Here is a 20,400-nt window from a genome sequence, read left to right as displayed (position 1 = left end):
GGCCTTCGCCAGGTGCACGACCTTCGCCACGGATACGGCGACCCCTCGACCGTGGCCAAAACCGCAGCCGCACCCACAGCTTCAACCGCAACCGCAACCGCAACCGCAACCGCAACCGCACCCGCAAGGCCGCCCTCGGACTGACCGGCCGCTACCTGACCCTGTGTCTGATGCTTGTGGTGATGCTGGGGCCCATCGTCTGGCAGTTCCTGACCTCGCTGAAGGGGCGGGGGGAGGACGTGTACGGGGGAGTGCTGCCCAGTCAGCCCACCCTGGACAACTACCTGCGGGTCGCCGAGTCCTTCCCCCTGGTGCAGTACGTCGGCAACACGCTGATCGTGGCCGCGCTGGCCGTGACCTCCAACTGCGTGTTCGCGGCGATGGGCGGTTACGCGCTGTCGCGGGCCGGGTGGCGCGGGCGGCGGATCGTCTTCACGGTGCTGGTCGCGACGCTGATGTTTCCGTTCGAGTCCGTGATGATCTCGATGTTCCTCACCGTCCGCTCGATGGGGCTGGTGGACACGCTCGTCGGGGTCTGGCTGCCCGGCGCGGTCTCCGTGCTCAACCTGATGATCATGCGGGCCGCTTTCCTCGCCGTACCGGCGGAGGTGGAGGAGGCCGCCGTCCTGGACGGGGCCGACGAGTGGCAGCGCTTCACGAAGGTGTTCGTGCCGGCCGCCAAGGGGGCGCTGGCGGTGGTCTGCCTGACCAGCTTCATGGGCGCCTGGGACGACTTCCTGTGGCCGCTGATCGTCCTGACCAACAGCGATCACTACACCCTGCAACTCGGACTGAAGTCGCTGGCCGGAGCCACCACCGTCAACGACCAGCGGCTCATCGCGGCGGGGGCGATGGCCGCGCTGATCCCGATGATGGCGCTGTTCTTCGCCCTCCAGAGGTTCTTCTTCCGGGGCGTGGGCGAAGGCGCGCTCAAGACGTGAAGGCGCGCTCAAGACGTGAAGGCGCGCCCAAGCCCCGAAGCCGCGCGCTCAGGACATCAGAAGCGCGCCCAAGCCCCGAATCCGGGCGTCCAAGCCCCCAAGCCCCCACGCCGGGCGCCCAAGACGTGAAGGGAAGCGATGCGAAGCGATGTGACGACGTCCGCAGGGCGGCCGGACGGGGTGCCGCGTCTCGGCGCCAACTACACCCCCAGGACCGGCTGGTTCCATCACTGGCTGGACTTCGACCTCGACGACGTACGGCGTGACCTGGACGCACTCGCCGCGCTCGGCCTGGACCACGTCCGCGTCTTCGCGCTCTGGCCGGTCTTCCAGCCCAACCGTGCCCTCGTCCGCCCGCGCGCCGTCGAGCAGCTCGGGCACCTGGTGGACGCGGCGGCGCAGTGCGGCCTCGACGTCGCCGTGGACGCCCTCCAGGGCCACTTGTCCAGCTTCGACTTCGTACCGTCCTGGCTGCGCACGTGGCACCGGCGGAACCTGTTCACCGACCCCGAGGCGGTCGACGGCGCGGCCCACTACCTGGAGACACTCGCCTCCTCCCTGGCCGAACGTCCCAACTTCCTGGGTATGACGCTGGGAAACGAGATCAACCAGTTCTCCGGACCGCCGCATCCGGACCCCGACCCGTGCACGTACGAGCAGGCCGGGCAGTGGCTGACGCGGCTGCTGGAGGTCTGCGAGCGGGCCGCGCCGGGGCGGCTGCACACCCACGCCGAGTACGACGCGGTGTGGTTCCAGGACGGCCACCCCTTCACGCCCGCGCAGGCCGCGCGCCTCGGCCGGGCCACCACCATCCACTCCTGGGTCTTCAACGGCACCGCCCAGCGGTACGGGCACGACGGGACCGGTACGGTCCGGCTGGCGGAGTACCTGATCGAGCTGGCGACTGCCTGGGCGGACGACCCGGCGCGGCCGGTCTGGCTCCAGGAAGTCGGCGCGCCCGCCCCGCTCGTACCGCCCGAGCACGCCGCCGCGTTCGCCACCGCGACCATCGACAACGCCCTGACCTGCGAACACCTCTCCGGTATCACCTGGTGGTGCTCGCACGACGTATCCCGCGAGCTGGCCGACTTCCCCGAGCTGGAGTACGGGCTCGGGCTGCTCGCCTCGGACGGGCGGACGAAACCGGCCGGGCGCGCGGTCGCCGACGTGGCGGCCCGGCTGCGGGACGGGTGGCCACGGCCGGAGCGCCGTACGACCGCGCTGGTCCTGGACGCGGGGGAGGAGGGCACGGCGCCGCACCGGTCGGTGTGCGCGCCGGGTGGTTCCTTCGCCGAGGCGTGGGTACGGCTGGCCGACCAGGGCGTCCGGGCGGGAGCCGTGCTGGCGGGCCGGGCGCGGGACGCCGCACACCTGGCGGGCCGGGGGATCACGGAGGTGGTGTGGCCGTCGGACGTGAAGTGAACGCCCTCCGCCACTGGGCCCACCTGGACAGCCGGCTGCCGCCACGGCCGTATTCACCTGGTAAGCCACCCGCCCGGGGGGCAGAAAACCCGCAGAACCGCGCAGCCCGTTCGTGATCACCCACCCTCACACACCCACCGGAGCACCCTCATGCACGACGACCGCAGCATCGTGGAACACCGTCTACGCCGTGTCCTGAACGACCGCATCCTGCCCGCCGTCCGCAGCCGGTCCGCGCCGCTGACGGTCGAACGCTGGGAGGCGCCGGGCGAGCCGGTGCCGCCGGCCGAGGGCCTGGCCGCCGCGTACGAACCGACGAAGGCCGGGGAGCCGTGGGGACCCGCCTGGGGCACTACCTGGTTCCGGGTCACCGGGCAGGTCCCGGCGGAGTGGGCCGGGCACACCGTCGAAGCCGTACTGGACCTGGGCTTCGACGCGAACATGCCCGGCTTCCAGTGCGAGGGCCTGGTCTACCGGCCCGACGGCGAGGCGGTGAAGGGCCTCAACCCCCGCAACGACTGGGTGCGCGTCGCCGCGCCGGCCGCGGGCGGTGAGGAGGTCGAGCTGTACGTGGAGGCGGCCTCCAACCCCGTACTGGCGGACCACCGGCCCACCTACGAGGGCGACCGGCTCACCGCGGGCCACGCGCCGCTGTACCGGGTGCGGCGCATGGACCTCGTCGTCTTCGAGACCGAGGTCTGGGAACTCGTCCAGGATCTGGAGGTGCTGGGCGCTCTGATGCGGGAACTGGACGTCGCCGACGCGCGCCGCCACGGCATCCTGCGGGCCGTCGAACGGGCCCTGGACGCCGTCGACCTGAAGGACGTCCCCGGCACCGCGGCGCGGGCCCGCGAGCGGCTCGCGGACGTCCTGACGTCCCCCGCCGTCGCCTCGGCCCACCGCGTCAGCGCGGTCGGCCACGCGCACATCGACTCGGCCTGGCTGTGGCCGCTGCGCGAGACGGTCCGCAAGGTGGCCCGCACCTCCTCGAACATGGTCAACCTGATGGACGACCACCCCGAGTTCGTCTTCGCCATGTCGCAGGCGCAGCAGCTCGCGTGGATCAAGGAGCACCGGCCCGAGGTGTTCGCCAGGGTCAAGGCGAAGATCGAGGCGGGGCAGTTCGTCCCGGTCGGCGGCATGTGGGTGGAGTCGGACACCAACATGGTCGGCGGCGAGGCGATGGCCCGGCAGTTCCTGTACGGGAAGAAGTTCTTCCTCGACGAGTTCGGGATCGAGACGAAGGAGGTGTGGCTGCCGGACTCCTTCGGCTACACCGCGGCCATGCCGCAGCTGGTGAAGCTGTCGGGCTCGACCTGGTTCCTGACGCAGAAGATCTCCTGGAGCCAGGTCAACAAGTTCCCGCACCACACCTTCTGGTGGGAGGGCATCGACGGCACCCGCGTCTTCACCCACTTCCCGCCCGTCGACACCTACAACTCCGACCTCGGCGGCAAGGAGATGGCGCACGCCGCGCGCAACTACCGCGAGAAGGGCCGGGGCTCACGGTCGCTGGCGCCCTTCGGGTGGGGCGACGGAGGCGGCGGCGCCACCCGCGAGATGCTGGCGCGCGCCGCCCGGCTGCGCGACCTGGAGGGCTCGCCGCGGGTCGAGATCGAGCGGCCCGACGCGTTCTTCGAGAAGGCGCACGCGGAGTACCCGGACGCGCCGGTGTGGGCGGGCGAGCTGTACCTGGAGCTGCACCGCGGCACGTACACCTCGCAGGCCAAGACCAAGCAGGGCAACCGGCACAGCGAGTCCCTGCTGCGCGAGGCCGAACTGTGGTCCGCGACCGCCGCCGTACGGGTTCCGGGCTACTCCTACCCGTACGAGGACCTGGAGCGGATCTGGAAGACGGTGCTGCTGCACCAGTTCCACGACATCCTGCCCGGCTCGTCGATCGCCTGGGTGCACCGGGAGGCCCGCGAGACGTACGCGCGGGTCCGCGAGGAGCTGACCGCGATCGTCGTCGCGGCGCAGACCGCGCTGGCCGGCCCGGGGGACCAGGAGATCGTCTTCAACGCCGCGCCGCACGCGCGCGGCGGCGTCCCGGCGGGCGGCGCCGAGCCCGCGCCCGGCCGGGGCGGCACGCCCGTCGCCGTACGTCCGGTGACCGTCGAGCCGCTGACCGTGGACGGCCGGGCCACCGGCGGCCACCGGCTCGCCAACGACCGGCTGCGCGTCGACGTCGACGCGCGCGGCCTGGTCGTGTCCGCATATGACATCGAGGCCGGACGGGAGGCCGTCGCACCGGGCGCGGCGGCCAACCTCCTCCAGATCCACCCGGACTTCCCCAACATGTGGGACGCCTGGGACGTGGACGAGTTCTACCGCCACAACGTCACCGACCTGGTGGCCGTGGACGAGCTGACGATCACCGAAGCCGGTCCCGAGCAGGTGCGCGTCAAGGTCGTCCGGTCCTTCGGGCACGGCTCCACCGTCGCTCAGACGCTGACGCTGCGGGCCGGCGCCAAGGTCCTGGACATCGACACCGAGGTGGACTGGCGGGAGACCGAGACGTTCCTCAAGGCCGCCTTCCCGCTGGACGTGAAGGCCGACCGGTCCGCGTCCGAGACCCAGTTCGGGCACGTCTTCCGCGCCACCCACACGAACACGTCCTGGGAGGCCGCCAAGTTCGAGATCTGCGCGCACCGCTGGATTCAGGTCGAGGAGCCGGGCTGGGGCGCGGCGCTGGTCAACGACTCCACGTACGGGCACGACGTCACCCGCGACATCCGCCCGGACGGCGGCCAGACCACGACCGTACGGCTGTCCCTGCTGCGCGCTCCCCGCTATCCGGACCCGGAGACCGACCAGGGCCGCCACCGGCTGCGGTACGCGCTCGCGCCCGGCGCGGCGGTCCCGGACGCGGTCCGGGAGGGGCACTGGATCAACCTGCCGGAGCGCACGGTGCAGGGCGGCGGGCCGGTCGCGCCGCTGGTCGGCGTGGACAACGACGCGGTCGTCGTCGAGGCCGTCAAGCTGGCCGAGGACCGGAGCGGGGATGTCGTGGTCCGGCTGTACGAGTCGGGCGGCGGGCGGGCTTCGGCCACCCTCTCGGCCGGGTTCCCGGTGGCGGGGGCCGTGGAGACGGACCTGTTGGAGCGGGAGACGGCGGGTTCGGCCGTCGGTGAGGTGCGGGACGGGCAGGTGGCGCTGACGCTGCGGCCGTTCCAGATCGTGACCGTACGGCTGACGCGCGGAGCGGAGGGCTGAGGAGCCCGGGGCGGGGCGGGGTGTGTCGGTCCCGCCCCGCCTCATGCGCCGCTCTCCACCACCTTGAGCACCTCGCCCACGCCGTCCTCCGCGGCCACGCGCCGTGCGATCGCGGCGGCGCGTTCGCGGTAGGAGGGTTCCCGTACGGCGCGGGCGACGGCGTCGGCCAGGCGGCCGGCGGAACCTTCCTCCTGCGACAGCGCGCGGAACGGCACCGGATCGGTACCGGCCCCCACCGCGGCCAGCCGGGCGGCCCAGAAAGGCTGGTCGGCGGCCACCGGAACCGGTACGGCCGGGACACCGGCCCGCAGCGCGGCGGCCGTCGTGCCCGCACCCGCGTGGTGCACGACGGCCGCCGTGCGCGGGAAGAGCAGGGCGTGCGGCACCTCGCCGACGGTGAGGATGCCGTCGCCGCTCTCCGGCCCGGCCAGGCCCGCCCAACCGGACTGGATCACGCCCCGCACCTCGGCGCGGCGCAGGGCGGCGACGACGTTCGCGGCGAGCCGCGCGGACGTGCCGTCGTCCCGGGCTCCCGCCGCCATGCTGCCGAAGCCGACGAAGACGGGCGGCGGGCCCGCCGCGAGGAAGTCCTCCAGTACGGGCGGGAGGACGGCGTCCGGTGCGGTGTACGGCCACCAGTTGCCGACCAGTTCCAGGCCCGGACGCCAGTCCGCGGGGCGGGGGACGAGCGCCGGGCTGACGCCGTGCAGCACCGGACGGGCGTTCTGGGCCCGGCGGCGGCGCACCGCGCGCGCGGAGACGGGCGGCAGGCCCAGCCGGGCGCGCACATCCCGTACCCCGTCCGCGTAGAGGCGGTCCACCACCCGCAGGGAAAAACGGCCCGCGGCACGGTTGCCCCGGCGGCCCAGCGAGCGGGTGCCCGCGACCACGGGCGGGAAGTCCCCGGTGGGGGCGTTCGGCTGGAGCGGCAGGTCCAGCGACGGGATGCCCATCGCCTCGGCGACGTGCCTGCCGAGCGGGGCCGTGGTCGCCGACAGGAGCAGCACGTCGGCGCCCTGGGCGGCGGCGTCGGCGACACCCGGCCCGAGTTCTCGTACGAAGGCGGCGGCCCGGCGCATCAGCTCCCGCTGCCCGCGGGGAGCCCCGCCCTGCTCCCTTCGCGGATCGGCGGGCAGTGGGCGGAATTCCAGCCCCGCGGCCCGTACGAGCTGCGCGTACGAGGCGTCGGCGGCCAGGGCGACGCTGTGCCCGGCTTCCCGGAGGCGGGCGCCGAGGCCGGTGTACGGGGCGACGTCGCCGTACGAACCGGCGGCCGTGATGAGGATCTTCATGACTGCTCCGGGAGGGAGGACGGTGCGGTCTCGGAGGGGCCCGGGGCGCGCCGTACCGCGTTGGCCAGCACCGCCGTCCGCAGGTACGCGGCCAGGCCGGGGCGCTGCTGGGACGGCGGTACGACGAGGGCGAAGGCCCGCGGATCGGCCGCGAAGTCCTCGGCGATCCGGCCGTGCATGTCGGTGGGGCACGGCGTGAACCAGCGGGTGATGTGGGACCGGTGCTCCTCGGCCAGGTCCATCGCCCGGTCGCCGTCGGCGGCCTCCCCGGCGTCGAAGGCGGCGAGCAGCCGGTGCCGCCACGCCCCGGCCTCGGCCATGATCCGGCCCCAGTCCTCCTTGGTGTGCGCGGCGGCCCGCGCCATGGAGCGCTGGTGGCCCGCGCTGTGCTGCCACTTCAGGTGCGCCTCGGTGGCGTAGCTGAGGTCGAAGGTGACCTCGCCGAAGACCTCGAAGCGTTCCTCGGGCGTCAGTTCCACCCCCGTACGCTGCACCTCCATGGCCCGCTCGGCGACCTCGACCAGCCGCCGCAGCTCGGTGATCTGCTCGTTGAGCAGGCGGTGCCGGGCGCGCAGGTGGTCCAGGGCGTCGGCCTGCGGGTCCTGGAGGATGGCGGCGATCTCGTCGAGGCCGAAGCCGAGCTGCCGGTAGAAGAGGATCTGCTGGAGGCGGGCCAGATCGGCGTCGCTGTAGAGGCGGTAGCCGGCGGGGCTGCGGGCGCCGGGGGAGAGCAGGCCGGTCCTGTCGTAGTGGTGCAGGGTGCGGACCGTGATGCCCGCGAAACCGGAGACCTGCCCGACCGAGTACGCCATGGAACCGCCTTTCGCGCCACGGCCCGCCCGTACGGCGCGGACCGCCGTACGGCCCGTGCCGTACGGACAAAGGCTGCGGCCTGACGTGGGGTGAGGGTCAAGCGAGGGCGTCGGCGGGTGGTCGCCACCGGTGGGGCGGGCGCCGCCGCCCAACGATGGGCCCCTGTTACAAGGCCGTGGGACCGCCGTGAAACAGACTGCTTAGCGTGGGGGCAATCTGGGCGGACACGGTTACCTTTGTCGTAAAAGCCCAAAAGTCCAGCCCAGGGCACCCGACGGCGCCCCGACGGCATTCCGGTGCCACCCCCAAGCCCATCCCAGCCGACCGAGGGACACGTGCGCTCACTCACCGCGTCCGCCTGCGTCGCCGCACTGTCCGCGGCGGCGCTGCTGCTGTCCGGCTGCTCCGACCCGCGCGGCCTGCGGGTGGCCGGCCCCGCCGTGTCCCCCTCGCCGCCGGACGGCCCGGCCCGGGTCACCGACCCCGTCTACGTCTCCGACGCGGCCCGCCGCCCGTTGCAGCGCCCGGCCTCCTTCGTCATCAACGCGTCCATCAGCCTGACCGGCCTGCGCTGGAGCACCTGGGGCGAGGCGACCGCCGAGGCCACCGGCGGACTCAGCGGCGACTGGTGCCGGCCGGGCTGCGGGACCCAGCCGTATCCGGTCAAGGTCACCCTCAGCGGGCTGACCAAGCAGGAGAAGCAGGACCGGCCGGCGTTCTACTCCCGCGCCACCCTCGTCTCCGACCGCCTGCCGCCCCAGAAGGCCGCCGAGCTGGGCAGGGTCAGCCTGCACACCCCGGAGTTCTAGGCCGCCATGGGGTTGCGCGCGAAGATCGGCATAGCGATCGCCGCCACGGCCGCCGTGGTGGCGGTCCTCATCGGGGTGCTCGTGCACAACCGGACCGTGGACGCCCAGTTCGACCTGGCGGCCGAGTCGATCGACGGGCGGCTGCAGAGCCTGGTGCAGGACCGGGCGGCCGGCGTGGACACCGGCCGGGCGATCATCGATCCGCCCGACCTCCCCGGCCCGCTGAAGGACGCCGTAGAACACGGCAAGCGCGGCGTCTACCTCGAACCCGACGGCCCCGAACCGCACCTGTGGGCCGCGACCGGGCTGAACGGCGACATCATCGCGCTCAAGCGCCCGTACGTACGGGAGCGGGAGACCCTGCGCAGCCTGGACCGCGTCCTGTGGCTGTCCGGCATCGCGGGCACCGCCCTGGGCTGCGTCGTCGGTCTGCTGGTCGCCCAGCGGCTGGGACGGCGGCTGACCGCCTCGGCCGGCACCGCCCAGCGGATCGCCGAGGGCGATCTGACCGCGCGGCTGCCGCGGGGCGGCAAGGACGAGATAGCCCAGCTGACCACCGCGGTGAACACCATGGCCGACGCCCTGGCCGCCCGCCTCCAGGCCGAGCGCGACGTGACCGCGAACATCGCCCACGAGCTGCGTACCCCCGTCGCCGGGCTGGTCGCGGCGGCCGGTCTGCTGCCGCCGTCGCGCCCCACCGAGATGGTCCAGGACCGGGCACAGCGGGTACGGGGGCTGATGGAGGACGTGCTGGAGGTGGCGCGGCTGGACGCGCGTACCGAGAAGGCCGACACGGAGCTGCGCCCGCTGGCCGAGCTGGCGCGGCGGACGGTGGCGGCGATGGGCGGGGCCGCCCGCTCGGGCGTCACCGTGCGCGTGGTCTCGGACGGGCTGGTGGAGACCGACCCGCGGCGGGTCGAGCGCATCCTCGTCAACCTGGTCGGCAACGCGCTGCGGCACGGTGCCGCCCCCGTGGTCATCGAGATCGAGCGCGGTGTCCTGCGCGTCCACGACAGCGGGCCGGGCTTCCCGGAGGCGCTGCTGGCGCACGGGCCGCAGCGCTTCCGTACGGGCGGCGGTTCGGACGGCCACGGGCTCGGCCTCGGGCTGACCATCGCGTCCGGGCAGGCGCGGGTGCTGGGCGCGCGGCTGACGTTCGCCAACGCGGCGGGCGGCGGGGCGCGGGCGACGCTGGATCTCACCGACGCGCTGCGTACGGAGGAGGCGGGCGAGGCGGAGCAGGCGGGGGAGGCGGAGGCGAAATCCGCCGGCACCCCTTCCGCCGACGGTCCCTGACGTGCGTACCGGCCAAGTGGCGCCAAGAGTGGTGTGAGACGCCCGCGGCCGGAGCAGGCGTGTGATGACCGGCCGTGACCGAGCCGGCCGCAACGAGACCTCGACGAGCTGACCCCTGGAGCCGCCGCGATGGAAGACAACGTGCTCTTCATGGACCTCACCAGCGCCGGTGAGGGGGCGGCGCGACGCGCCCTGGACGCGCTGCGCCACGAGGACGCCGAACACCGGATCACGCTGCGCGAGGCCACCGTGATCGCCCGGGACGCCGACGGCAACGTCACCTTCCCCGACAGCGAGGACCACACGGGCACCGCGCGCGGCTTCGCCGTCGGCGGCCTGGTCGGCGGGCTCGCCGGACTGCTGGGCGGGCCGCTGGGCGTCATGATCGGGTTCGGCGCCGGCGGCCTGCTCGGCGGCGCGCACGACGCGCGCCGGGCCAGCGCGGACAACGCGGCCGTCGACATGCTGGCGGCGGAGGTGCCGCCGGGCAGCACCATCCTGGTCGCCGAGGTCACGGAACCGGCCAGGGGCCCGGTCGACGCGGCGCTGGCGGGCGTCGGCGAGGAAGTCGTCCGCTATCCGGCGGCCGAGGTCCGCAAGCACGTGGAAGAGGCGATCGCGGAGGGCCGCTGAGGCCGCGCGCCCGGGGCGGTCGGCTGCCGCGGCGTACGCCCGGTGCGAGCCGCTGAGGCCTCGCGCGCCCGGAGCAAGTCGCCGACCACGCGCCCCGGCCCTTCACCCCGCCGGGTACGGGCTCCCGTCGGGTACGGGCCCTCGCCGGCTACCGCTCACCCCGCCGGATACCGCTCCTCCAGCACCGCGTTCAGCAGCGCCTGCACGTCCTCCCTGGCCAGGCCCTGGGTCCGGGCCCGTTCCATCCAGGTCCGCAGTTCCTCGCGCAGCAGCGCGTCGGTCGCCGCCGAGGACTCGGGCCGGGCCAGCGACCGGCTCACGAACGTGCCCAGGCCGGGCCGCGGCTCCACCAGCCCCTCGCGCTCCAGTTCCCGGTACGCCTTCAGGGTCGTGTTCGGGTTGACCTTGGTCGTGGCCGCGACCTGCGCGGCCGTGGGCAGCCGGTCGCCCTCGACGAGGATGCCCAGCCGCAGCGCCTGCCGGACCTGCTGGACGATCTGGAGGTAGGTGGCGACGCCGCTGCGCCGGTCGATACGGAACTCGACCACGCTCACCGCCTCCCCGCTGCCCGTGCGGGCGCCTGCCCCCGCACCGTTGTCGACGCCCGCGCCGACTTGTACGGCGGCGTCCGTTTCGGCTTGATGATCGGCCCACTCGTACGGGGTGTCAAAGCGGTGCCGCTCAGAGTGGCCGGCGCCGCGCCCACCACACGACGAACACCGTCACCGCCGCGGCCAGCGCCACCAGGATGCCCGCACCGAGCCACTGCATACCTGCCATCTGGTCGTAGCCGTAGTAGTCGGTGGCCCGGTTGACGATGCCGAGCTTCGCGCGGCACGCCTCGCCGGTGCCGTCGGAACAGGTCCCGATGCCATAGACCTTGCCGTCCGCGGTGGCCTTCCAGTCGTCCATCCGCACGGCGCCGCCGGGCAGGAGCGGGTCGCCCTGGTCGTACGGGTACAGCTTGCGGCGCAGCGGGGCCAGCATCGGCCACACCTTCTCGCTCCAGAAGACGCCGAACACGAAGCCGAAGACGAAGACGGCCGCCATCGAGGCGACGACGTGCCGCAGCAGCATCCCCACCGCGATGCCGACGACCGTCAGGAACAGGGAGCGCGCCACCGGCACCGGGCCGGTGGCCTCCAGCACGCCGCTGCTGAACCAGTCGCCCATCATGGCCAGCTCGCGCGCCGGGTGCCACAGCCAGGTGAACACGGCCGACATCAGCGACGTGCACACGAACGCCACGAGCAGCGGCACGCCCAGCTTCGCCGCGATCCAGCGGCCGCGGGAGACGGACTGGGTGGTGGCCAGCCGGATCGTGCCCTGTTCCTGTTCGGAGGCGATCAGCGGGACGCCGACGAACATGCCGAGGACGATCGGTACCCCCTTCAGGATGGTGATGTCCTGGTTGAACAGCGAGTTGAAGCGGTCCTGGAACTTCATCAGCAGCTCGCCGTCGTCGTGTGACGACAGGCCCATGGTGTGCGGGTGCGCCCGGAGGAAGTCCATGAGGCCGATGCGCTGGTAGGCGAAGAGCGCGCAGGCCAGTGCGGTGACGGCGAAGCCGATGAGGAAGGTGCCGCGGTGGCGGCGCCAGACGAGCCAGGTCGTGCCGTGCAGCAGGCCGCGGCGGGCGGCGGAGGGGCCCGCCTCGGCTCCGGCGCGTTTGGCCGTACGGGAGAGCGCGCTCATGCCGCGGCCCCCTGACCGCCGCCGGCACCCGTACCCGTACCCGTACCGGCACCCGTACCCGTACCCGAGCCCGTTTCGACCCGCGCCTCCTCGGCGATCAGCGGCGGGGCTCCGGGGGAGCGCAGATAGGCCAGCAAGACTTCCTCCATGCTCGGTTCGTTCGTCTCCCACGAGTCGGGGAGCGGGCCGCCGGGGCGGATCAGGGCGGTGAACTGCCGCCCGGTGACGCGGGACTCCACGACGGTGTGGCGCTCGGCCAGCTCGGCGGGCACGCCGTCGGGGACTCCGGCCCCGGGCCCCGCACCCCCCTGCTCGGCGAGCCCGGTCACCAGCAGGTGCCCGGGCACCAGCTCGTCGGTCTGCCCGGCCATCCGCACCTGCCCCTCCCCGAGCACCACCAGGTAGTCGCACATGTCCGCCATCTCGGAGAGCAGGTGCGAGGACATCACCACGGTCGTGCCGTGCTCGGCGGCCTCCGCCATCAGCAGCCCCGACAGCTCGTGCCGGGCGAGCGGGTCCAGGTCCGACATCGGCTCGTCGAGCAGGAGCAGCTTCGGCCGCTTGCCGAAGGCGAGCGCGAGCGCGACCCGGGTGCGCTGGCCGCCGGAGAGCGTGCTGATGCGGGCGTCCAGGGGCAGCTGCCCGGCGCGGACGATCCGCTCGGCGATCTCGGGGTCCCAGCGCGGGTTCAGTTCCCGCCCCAGCCGCAGGGTCTCGGCGACCGTGAAGCGCGCGTACAGCGGCTTGTCCTGGGCGAGGAAGGCGACGTGTTCCAGTACGGCCGGGTCGCTCACGGGCACCCCGAACAGCCGCAGCGTCCCGGTGGTCGGCCGCACCAGCCGGGTGGCGGCACCGAGGAAGGTGCTCTTGCCCGCGCCGTTCGGCCCGACCAGCGCGCAGACGTGGCCGGCCGGGAGCCGGAAGGAACAGTCCCGCAGGGCCCAGCCGCGCCGGTACTTCTTCCCGAGGCCGTACGCCTCGATCGCCCATGGGCTCGGGTCGCTCACCCGAATCCCCCCTTCCACTAGTTCATTAGTGGAATGAGTATGGGGAGCGCCGGTGATCGATGTCAACGCGATCTTGGTTGGGCCCGTACCGGCGGATGCGGACGAATGCGGATGGGTGCGGACGGGTGCGGACGTGCTTTACGGCGCGTGCGCCTCCACGCGCCCGCCGGGCACCGCCTCCACGTCATCCACCAGCGACTTCGCCATGCACCGGCTCTCCTCGTACATCCGGTACAGCCCGAACTTCGGCGCCGTCCGGTAGCCGCACGACGCGTACAGCGCCAGCGCCTCGGGCTGCTTGATGCCGGTCTCCAGCACCATCCGGGTACGGCCCGCGGCGCGCGCGTCCGCCTCCAGGGCCGCGAGGATGCGCCGGGCCAGGCCGCGCCCGCGGGCCTCCGCCACCACGAACATCCGCTTGATCTCGGCGTCCCCGTCCGCGTAGCCCTCCGGATTGGCGTCCTGGGACCGCCAGCCGCCGGTGGCCAGCGGGCGCCCGTCCTCGTACGCGAGCAGGTACAGACCGTGCGGCGGCCGGAACATCCCCGGATCGAGCGGCGTCACATCCCCCTCGTCGTCATACCGCTGCGCGTACTCGCGCTGCACCAGCCGGTCGAGGAGGACGGCGTCGGGGTGGTCATAGGGGACGGGCCGGATATCCATCCGCCGAATCGTACGGACGTCCGGGCGCCGGGGCGAGAGTGCCAGGTGGGAACCGGCCCGGCCCCCTTTCCGCGGCCTCCGCTCCTTTACCGGACCCGGCCTCCGCCCACTTCTCCCCTTCGGCGGTTCGGCTCAGCCAAAGCACCCGATGGGGGTGTGTCGGTACGGCAGAGGACAGACCGCCCCGCCGACGGGGAACGGCTGCTGGGCCACTTACGCTGAACCGAAGGAGAAAGCCATGCGTCTGCGTCCCGTGCTGGCCACCGCCGCCGCCGTACTCTCCCTGTCCGCAACCGGTCTGACCGGAGCTGCCGTGGCGGCGGCCCCGGCGGACCCCGCGCCGCCGGTCACCTTCGGCAGCCAGCCGAACGACGACGGCGGGAACGGTGACGGCCGCGGCGGCCAGGACTACCCCGGCACCATCGGGTGGGGCCACAAGCCGTACCAGCTCCTCGGCGACCGGAACGGCAAGTACGTCATCACCGCGGTCAACAAGACCGACAGCGACCGGCTGCCGACCTGCTACCGCGACCTGTACGCGACCCCGTCCTCCTCGATCTGCCACTGACCGGGACGGCCCACCACGGTGCCCGGCGCCCGCGGCGCCGGGCACCGGCGCGTGTAGTGCCGAATCGCCGCTGTTCCCCCTCATCGCGTAGGCTGCGCTGCCGCCAGCGCGATGAGGGAGCAAATAGTGCTAACTGTGACAACCGTGAACGTGAACGGGCTGCGCGCCGCGGCCAAGAAGGGCTTCCTGCCGTGGCTGGCGGAGACCGACGCCGACGTGATCTGCCTCCAGGAGGTACGCGCCGAGCCGGGCCAGCTCCCCGCCGAGGCCCGCGAGCCCGAGGGCTGGCACACGGTGCACGCGCCCGCGGCGGCCAAGGGCCGGGCCGGCGTCTCCCTCTACACGCGCCGCGAGCCCGAGCGCGTACAGATCGGATTCGGCTCCGCCGAGTTCGACACCAGCGGCCGCTACGTCGAGATCGACCTGCCCGGCGTGACGGTGGCCAGCCTCTACCTGCCCTCCGGTGACGTCGGGACCGAGCGGCAGGACGAGAAGGAACGCTTCATGGCCGAGTTCCTCCCGTACCTCGCCGCGCTGCGCGAGCGGGCCGCCGCGTCCGGCCGCGAGGTCCTGGTGTGCGGCGACTGGAACATCGCCCACCAGGAAGCCGATCTGAAGAACTGGAAGGCCAACCAGAAGAAGGCCGGCTTCCTCCCCGAGGAGCGCGCCTGGCTCACCCGCGTCTTCGACGAGGCGGGCTACACCGACGTCGTCCGCGCCCTCCACCCGGACACCGAGGGCCCGTACTCCTGGTGGTCCTACCGAGGCCGCGCCTTCGACAACGACGCCGGCTGGCGCATCGACTACCACGTCGCCACCCCCGGCCTCGCCACCCGCGCGGTCAAGGGTTTCGTGGAGCGCGCCGCGTCCTACGACACCCGGTGGTCGGACCACGCACCGGTGACGGTTGCCTACGATCAGGGCTGACGCCTGAGCCGTGGGGCCGGGCGCGACCGTGACCACAGGAGTGGAGCACCGCTGAACCACCAGCCGTCCCATCACTGGCCGCCCGGCCTCGACCGCAGCGACATACCGGCGTACGCGCTGGTGAACACCGACGACGACAGCCCGTGGGGAGTCTGCGCCGACGTCACCGGCCTGTACGCCGACCCGCCCCGCCGGTCATACGAACTCCTCGGCTGCGCCCCGACCGGCCCCTTCCTCGACGCGATGCGAGCCGTTTCGGCTGCCGGTGCCGGTGCCGGTGCCGGTGCCGGTGCCGCCCGGCTCGGCGACATCTGGCTACGACCCGAGGCGGACGACCGATGCCCCGCGGGCTCCGAACGGCTGGACGCCTGGCGCCTGCTCGACGTACGCGTCACCGGCAGCCGCCGCAACCCCGCCGACGCCGAGCGCTGGGACATCACCGTCGACGGCGTCGAAGACTTCTACGGCGAACCCGAGGACCCGTACCTCGCGGCAGGCGTGTCCCTGCACGACGAACGCACCTGGCTCGGCCACTGCCGCGACCTCTCGGTCGTCCTCCCACCGGACGACGAGCCGTCCGGCCCGCCCTTCCAGCTCCTCGGCTGCGCCCCCGGCGCCACCCTCGGCGCCGTGCTGTCCACCGGCACCCGCCGCTCCCTGTTCCTCGACGAGGCCGAACTCCGCATCCTCGACCACACCGGTACGGAGCTGACCGACCGCCTGGTGTCCGGCCTCCACATATCCGGCTGGCGCCCGTCCGCCCTCGGCGACGGCCTGCTCGACATCGACCTCACCCGCGCGCCCTACCCGCAGATCCCCACCTGGGCCCGCCCCCTGTGGACCCGCTGGCTCACCGGACCACCCATCGCCCCCAACCTCTGGGCCGCCTACCCCGCCCGCGAGCGCGAGCAGTGGCTCGACATCGTCCGAGAACGAGGCTGCCGCCTCTCCGGCCACGCTCCGGACCGCCCACCCGGCCGCGTCTACGACCTCGACGGCCGCCACATCAGCGACGAGACCGGCCTGTACTGCGCCCTCGGCGAAGCGATCAACGGCCCCGGCGGCTACTTCGGCGGCTGCCGCAACGCCCTGTCCGACTGCCTCTCCGGCCGCTTCGGCGCCACCACGCCCTTCACCCTCCGCTGGCACCACTCCCACGTGGCCCGCCACCATCTGAGCCACCGCCTCTCACCCGACGGCACGCCCTACAACTGCTTCGAGGAGCTGGTGGCCGTGTTGGAGGAGAGGCGGGTGGAGGTCGTACTGAGGTGAGCGGTACGGCTCAGCCGGGAAAGGTGCCGCTCTTGACGCATGAGATGAAGGCGCCAAACACGCTTACGGGGAGGCCGAGTACGGGACCAGTCGGGTCCATGCTGCCGCGGACGGGAACGGCACCGGCTGCTGTGCCGGAGGTGGGGTTCCAGTCCGGGCTGTTGCCGCCATCTGGGTTGCTGTGGCTGGACTTGGTCCAGATAAGGGGCGGAGATGGAGTCATATCGCCTCCAGTAACTGTCTGGTGGGTTGCCCGGCCTAGAGGCTGATCCCCGAGAGCTTGGACAGTCGGAGCAGTTCCGGCTTGCTGCGTCTGTGCAGGGAGGACAGTACGCGGAAGACCTCCCGGGCCGTCGGGTGGATACGTGCCATCTGCGGGGCCGCGTCCCATGCGGCGGTCAGGCTCTCCAGGGCTCCGTCACGGTCGCCGATGTCGAGCTGAGCACGGGCGAGGTTCATCTTGGACGGGCCGACGCGGGTGGCGGGCAGACCCGCCAGAGCCGTGTCGAGGTTCTCCGCCACGGTCAGGGCTTCGTGCGGGCGGCCCAGGTCGAGGCGGGTGGCGAGGACATGAGTGGTGGTGTTCCGCGGACCGAAGATCATGTTGTGTCGGTGCCAGTCCCGGCTGTCGAACCATTCGGCGGCCTCATAGGCGGACGCGATGTGCCGTTCCGCTTCCCGCTTGCCCTCCTCCTTGTCGTTCAGTCGCCCGGCAAGGGTCATGCCCCGAAGGTTCAGCACGCCTACGGCGAAGGCCCGGTCCTGCCCCGACAGGCCGGACTGGGCCTGTGCGATGGCACGGTCGACTATGGTCAGACCGCCTTCGAAGTCGCCGCCGTTGAGATACGCCCCGGCCCGGTCACGGGCGGCGATGGCCACCCCCAGCGCATTGGGCTGCTGCTCGACGGCCCACCGCTGCCGGGTCACGGCCAGTTCCGCCATGTCCATCCAGCGGTGCCGGGCGGCCAGCCAGTACACGCTGCTGTAGACCTCGGACAATGCCATCCACGCGTCCGTCGTGTTGACGGTGTGCGCATGGGTGGTGGCACTCCTCAGCAACTTGGGAAGCAGGGCCAGCAGCCGGTCCACCTCTGCGGCGTCGCGGTGTCGCCTGGCCGTTTCCAGGGCTGCGAGTATGCCGTCCTCGGTGACCTCGTGGCGTCCGGGCAGGTCGTAGTCCCGGATCGCGGAACGCAGGTCCGCCAGCCGTTGTGCGTCGCCCTGGGGGACGGAGGCCCGGCCCAGCACCTCGGCCATGCTGAGCCCCATGGGCTTGCCCAGGGCAGCCGCTACGGCAGGCGTCAGAGCCCTGTCGCCCACTTCGATCTTGGACAGGAGGGAGACGGAGATGTTCGCCCGCCACGCCAGCTGGGTCTGGGACATGCCGTGCGCCTTGCGGAGTGCTGCGAGGTTCGCGCCCGGTGCCAATTCCGTGGTCGCCATGTGATCAGCCCTACCCGAGGAGGTGCGTTCTCCGGCCATGGTCGCAAGCCCTGCGGGTACCCGCACACCCTTTGTGCCGGCCAGACGCAAGTTCATCGTCGCCAGCCGAGTTGGCTGGTCGCGTGACGATCTCCAGGTCCTCGCAGGAGCAGCCGGTGGAGCTGCCACGGCCCCACCGGCTGCCCTATTTCCGGGGTGTCGCTTTCCGCGCCATGCTGTCGGAGTAGTTCAACAGCGCGGTCACCGTGTCCCGTGCCAATCCGAGGTGGGCGTTGTCTCCCGGGGACAGGGTGACCTCGGCGTAGGAGTTCCCCCGGACTCCGCCGCATTCCCAGAACGCGGCAACGGTGACTCCCTGGAAGCAGAACAAGCCGACATTCGTGTCTTCCTGGGCGGGGGTGTCGTAATGCTTGAAGTGCCGCATGGCTTCCGTTCCCCGTACGGTGGCGTCATCGGCGTCCGGGTACACCTCCAGGTACGCCGCGATGGCGAACTGCTCGGTGTTGTCGTCGCCCGGGACGAAGGGGCTGTACTTGGGGTCCACCTTGATTTTCAGCTCTACGGCGGTGAGCTTCTTCGCGCCTGAGTCTTTCCCGACGTTGGCAAGCGTGATCCCGTCTGCCAGCAGCGGTGTGGGCAGACGCTGATCGAACGGCCCTCTTTCCACGTACGCGGCCATCGCGGTGGAGTCGACCTCAGGGCTGCCCTCCTCGTCACCCGGGTCGATCAGCAGTATCGGCAGAACACCCGAAGCCGCCACGAAGATCCCCGCGACGGTCCCCAGACGGACGCGCCAAGACCGGGGGATGAGCAGGGTTATCGCCACGATGATGGCGCAGGCGCTGACGGTTATCGCCAGACGCCACCATTTCGCGTGCACGAACAGGTTCATCGAGAGTACGAGCGCGATGACGATCAGCGTGAGAACACCGGCCGAGTAGAGCTTGCTCTTGGCGGTGGAGTTCGAAGGGGCCGCGTCCGGGGAAGTGGCTGCCGCGCCTGCCTCATCTCCCTGGAGCGATGTCACGTCCTGATCGCTCTCTTCCGGCGGGTCTCCGCGGGGAGGGGCGGGTGAGTTCGTCATGCCTGGCCACTCCTCCGTTCGGGAGCCGCTCCCCGGCGCGACGCCGCCGGCGCCCATGAGCGGTGTACGAGGTCATGGTGGCAAGGTAGCGGGATCGGCGCCAACTGCCGCGTCAGCGGCTGTGCTTGGGTGCTCGGTGTCTGAGTCTTGAGGGCGGGCGGCGGGCTGCGGTGCCGATGGGCCCCCGGGGCCCCTTCCGTCATCGCAGGGCCGGTTACCGACTCCACGCCCCATCGGAGAACGCGCCGCTCTTGACGCCCGCGATGAAGTCCGCGAACGCGGTGGAGGGGAAGGTGAGGGTGGGGCCGTGCGGGTTCTTGCTGTCGCGGACGGGGACGGTGCCGGTTGCTATGCCGGAAGTGGGGCTCCACTCCAGGCAGTTACCCCCGTCCGGGCTGCTGTGGCTCGACTTGACCCACCGAGTCGGACTGATCTTCACGTCAGTTTCTCCATCTGCTCAGCGATCAGACGTGCGCTTTCCCGTGTGGGCAGCGCGTCACCGGTGAGTTCATCGTAGGCCCGCAGTGCTGCTCGAACGAGGTCCGGATCTTCCAGGATGCCAGCCGTCCGGTAGTTCTCCACGCAGATGGACACGCTGTGGCTGGGGGAGGTGATGAGCGAAACCGGGCACTCGATGAACAGGTGGGCAGGCGCGTCCATGGGGAGGACCTGCACGCGGACCGTGGGGCGCGACCCGGCGGTGAGCAGGGCTTTCAACTGCTGACGCATGACCTCGGGAGGGCAGAAGTGGCGGCGCAGTACTGACTCGCACAGCACCACGCGTACGTCAGGCGGCATGTCTCCGTCGAACAGGGCTTTCCTTGCCATTCGATCGTTCACGAAAGCTGAGGTTTCCCTCGCGCTGGCACGCGGATAGCCGCCCTTGAACAGACAGCGTGCGTAGTCCGCGGTCTGGAACAACCCTGGGATGAGAGTTGGCGACCACTCCCGAATGGTCACGGCCACGCGTTCCATGGCCATACGTCGCCGGTAGACCGATGGGAACGACGCTGTGACTGCGTCCTCGTGAAGCCGTTTGAACTTCCCATCCGTCGCGAACACCTCGTCCAGCAGCGGCGGAAGGTCAGGGGGGATCGCCCCATGGCACGTCTCCAGGCGCGAGATCGTGCTTTTCGAGGTGCGTACCAGTCTGGCCAGCTGGGCCTGTGTCAACGGCGCCGGGTCGTGCAGTTCGCGTGCGCTGCGGCATTCCTCGGCGAACTCCCGGCGTGGGTCCTCCGGGGTATCGGTCTCTTCGTCCACGATTCTCCCGACTCAAGGTCTGGTCATGGCCCCGGGAAATGGCGTTTGCGCTGGTC

General features: G+C 72.0%; 20 protein-coding genes. 9 read left to right on the top strand and 11 right to left on the bottom strand.

The features are described 5' to 3' along the window. The first annotated feature begins 170 nt into the window (after positions 1 to 170). The 3 genes from ACFV57_RS03795 to ACFV57_RS03785 all read left to right on the top strand — a co-directional run bounded on the left by ACFV57_RS03795 (position 171) and on the right by ACFV57_RS03785 (position 5,579). Positions 171 to 941, top strand: a complete 771-nt coding sequence (locus tag ACFV57_RS03795; protein WP_385225334.1) for a carbohydrate ABC transporter permease — start codon at positions 171 to 173, stop codon at positions 939 to 941. Positions 942 to 1,079: 138 nt separating this feature from the next. After that, entirely contained in the window at positions 1,080 to 2,363 is a 1,284-nt protein-coding gene (locus ACFV57_RS03790; protein WP_385225332.1) for a glycosyl hydrolase, read from the top strand. A gap of 150 nt (positions 2,364 to 2,513) precedes the next feature. Continuing rightward, on the top strand, positions 2,514 to 5,579 hold the full coding sequence (locus ACFV57_RS03785; RefSeq protein WP_385225330.1) for an alpha-mannosidase: 3,066 nt from the start codon (positions 2,514 to 2,516) through the stop codon (positions 5,577 to 5,579). Between the two features lie 41 nt (positions 5,580 to 5,620). On the opposite strand, the gene ACFV57_RS03780 is transcribed toward ACFV57_RS03785, so the two are convergent. Both ACFV57_RS03780 and ACFV57_RS03775 read right to left on the bottom strand, forming a co-directional pair. Next, a complete protein-coding gene (locus ACFV57_RS03780) occupies positions 5,621 to 6,871 on the bottom strand; it encodes a glycosyltransferase (RefSeq protein WP_385225328.1) in 1,251 nt (416 codons plus the stop codon). Beyond that, positions 6,868 to 7,683, bottom strand: a complete 816-nt coding sequence (locus tag ACFV57_RS03775; RefSeq protein WP_385225326.1) for a MerR family transcriptional regulator — start codon at positions 7,681 to 7,683, stop codon at positions 6,868 to 6,870. Before ACFV57_RS03775 ends, ACFV57_RS03780 begins: the two co-directional genes overlap by 4 nt. A gap of 336 nt (positions 7,684 to 8,019) precedes the next feature. Between ACFV57_RS03775 and ACFV57_RS03770 the strand changes: the two genes are divergently transcribed. The 3 genes from ACFV57_RS03770 (at position 8,020) to ACFV57_RS03760 (ending at position 10,422) form a co-directional block, all read left to right on the top strand. Further along, entirely contained in the window at positions 8,020 to 8,493 is a 474-nt protein-coding gene (locus tag ACFV57_RS03770) for a hypothetical protein (RefSeq protein ID WP_385225324.1), read from the top strand. 6 nt (positions 8,494 to 8,499) lie between these two features. Further along, entirely contained in the window at positions 8,500 to 9,789 is a 1,290-nt protein-coding gene (locus ACFV57_RS03765) for an ATP-binding protein (RefSeq protein WP_385225322.1), read from the top strand. Positions 9,790 to 9,918: 129 nt separating this feature from the next. Next, complete coding sequence (locus ACFV57_RS03760) at positions 9,919 to 10,422, top strand: DUF1269 domain-containing protein (protein ID WP_385225320.1); 504 nt, start codon at positions 9,919 to 9,921, stop codon at positions 10,420 to 10,422. A 155-nt stretch (positions 10,423 to 10,577) separates the two neighbouring features. On the opposite strand, the gene ACFV57_RS03755 is transcribed toward ACFV57_RS03760, so the two are convergent. The 4 genes from ACFV57_RS03755 to ACFV57_RS03740 form a co-directional block, all read right to left on the bottom strand. Then, entirely contained in the window at positions 10,578 to 10,976 is a 399-nt protein-coding gene (locus ACFV57_RS03755) for a GntR family transcriptional regulator (RefSeq protein WP_385225318.1), read from the bottom strand. 127 nt (positions 10,977 to 11,103) lie between these two features. Next, the gene (locus ACFV57_RS03750; protein WP_385225316.1) at positions 11,104 to 12,117 is read right to left on the bottom strand and encodes an ABC transporter permease subunit; all 1,014 of its coding nucleotides are present in this window, start codon (positions 12,115 to 12,117) and stop codon (positions 11,104 to 11,106) included. Next, positions 12,114 to 13,124: an ABC transporter ATP-binding protein gene (locus ACFV57_RS03745; protein ID WP_385225314.1), complete on the bottom strand. Its 1,011-nt coding sequence runs from the start codon at positions 13,122 to 13,124 to the stop codon at positions 12,114 to 12,116. The genes ACFV57_RS03750 and ACFV57_RS03745 overlap by 4 nt, the downstream gene beginning before the upstream one ends. A 138-nt stretch (positions 13,125 to 13,262) precedes the next feature. Then, on the bottom strand, positions 13,263 to 13,787 hold the full coding sequence (locus tag ACFV57_RS03740) for a GNAT family N-acetyltransferase (RefSeq protein WP_385225312.1): 525 nt from the start codon (positions 13,785 to 13,787) through the stop codon (positions 13,263 to 13,265). A gap of 238 nt (positions 13,788 to 14,025) precedes the next feature. Between ACFV57_RS03740 and ACFV57_RS03735 the strand changes: the two genes are divergently transcribed. The 3 genes from ACFV57_RS03735 to ACFV57_RS03725 all read left to right on the top strand — a co-directional run bounded on the left by ACFV57_RS03735 (position 14,026) and on the right by ACFV57_RS03725 (position 16,554). Continuing rightward, positions 14,026 to 14,355: a hypothetical protein gene (locus ACFV57_RS03735; protein ID WP_385225310.1), complete on the top strand. Its 330-nt coding sequence runs from the start codon at positions 14,026 to 14,028 to the stop codon at positions 14,353 to 14,355. Positions 14,356 to 14,466: 111 nt separating this feature from the next. Continuing rightward, positions 14,467 to 15,282, top strand: a complete 816-nt coding sequence (locus tag ACFV57_RS03730; protein ID WP_385225308.1) for an exodeoxyribonuclease III — start codon at positions 14,467 to 14,469, stop codon at positions 15,280 to 15,282. A gap of 120 nt (positions 15,283 to 15,402) precedes the next feature. Next, positions 15,403 to 16,554: a barstar family protein gene (locus tag ACFV57_RS03725; protein ID WP_385225306.1), complete on the top strand. Its 1,152-nt coding sequence runs from the start codon at positions 15,403 to 15,405 to the stop codon at positions 16,552 to 16,554. Positions 16,555 to 16,564: 10 nt separating this feature from the next. Here the strand turns inward: ACFV57_RS03725 and ACFV57_RS03720 are convergent, their stop codons facing one another. The 5 genes from ACFV57_RS03720 to ACFV57_RS03700 all read right to left on the bottom strand — a co-directional run bounded on the left by ACFV57_RS03720 (position 16,565) and on the right by ACFV57_RS03700 (position 20,344). Then, on the bottom strand, positions 16,565 to 16,777 hold the full coding sequence (locus tag ACFV57_RS03720) for a DUF397 domain-containing protein (protein ID WP_385225304.1): 213 nt from the start codon (positions 16,775 to 16,777) through the stop codon (positions 16,565 to 16,567). Positions 16,778 to 16,812: 35 nt separating this feature from the next. Next, the gene (locus ACFV57_RS03715; RefSeq protein WP_385225302.1) at positions 16,813 to 17,997 is read right to left on the bottom strand and encodes a helix-turn-helix domain-containing protein; all 1,185 of its coding nucleotides are present in this window, start codon (positions 17,995 to 17,997) and stop codon (positions 16,813 to 16,815) included. 184 nt (positions 17,998 to 18,181) lie between these two features. After that, complete coding sequence (locus ACFV57_RS03710; protein WP_385225300.1) at positions 18,182 to 19,081, bottom strand: hypothetical protein; 900 nt, start codon at positions 19,079 to 19,081, stop codon at positions 18,182 to 18,184. 214 nt (positions 19,082 to 19,295) lie between these two features. Continuing rightward, positions 19,296 to 19,520 carry a DUF397 domain-containing protein gene (locus tag ACFV57_RS03705; protein ID WP_385225298.1) on the bottom strand — a complete coding sequence of 75 codons (225 nt, stop codon included), beginning with the start codon at positions 19,518 to 19,520 and terminating at the stop codon, positions 19,296 to 19,298. Continuing rightward, a complete protein-coding gene (locus ACFV57_RS03700; RefSeq protein ID WP_385225296.1) occupies positions 19,517 to 20,344 on the bottom strand; it encodes a Scr1 family TA system antitoxin-like transcriptional regulator in 828 nt (275 codons plus the stop codon). The genes ACFV57_RS03705 and ACFV57_RS03700 overlap by 4 nt, the downstream gene beginning before the upstream one ends. Positions 20,345 to 20,400 lie beyond the last annotated feature (56 nt).

The organism is Streptomyces sp. NPDC059788 (assembly GCF_042732265.1).
Lineage (GTDB): Bacteria > Actinomycetota > Actinomycetes > Streptomycetales > Streptomycetaceae > Streptomyces.
Note: the sequence above shows the minus strand (reverse complement) of the source record. Positions and strands in the feature narration are given on the sequence as shown.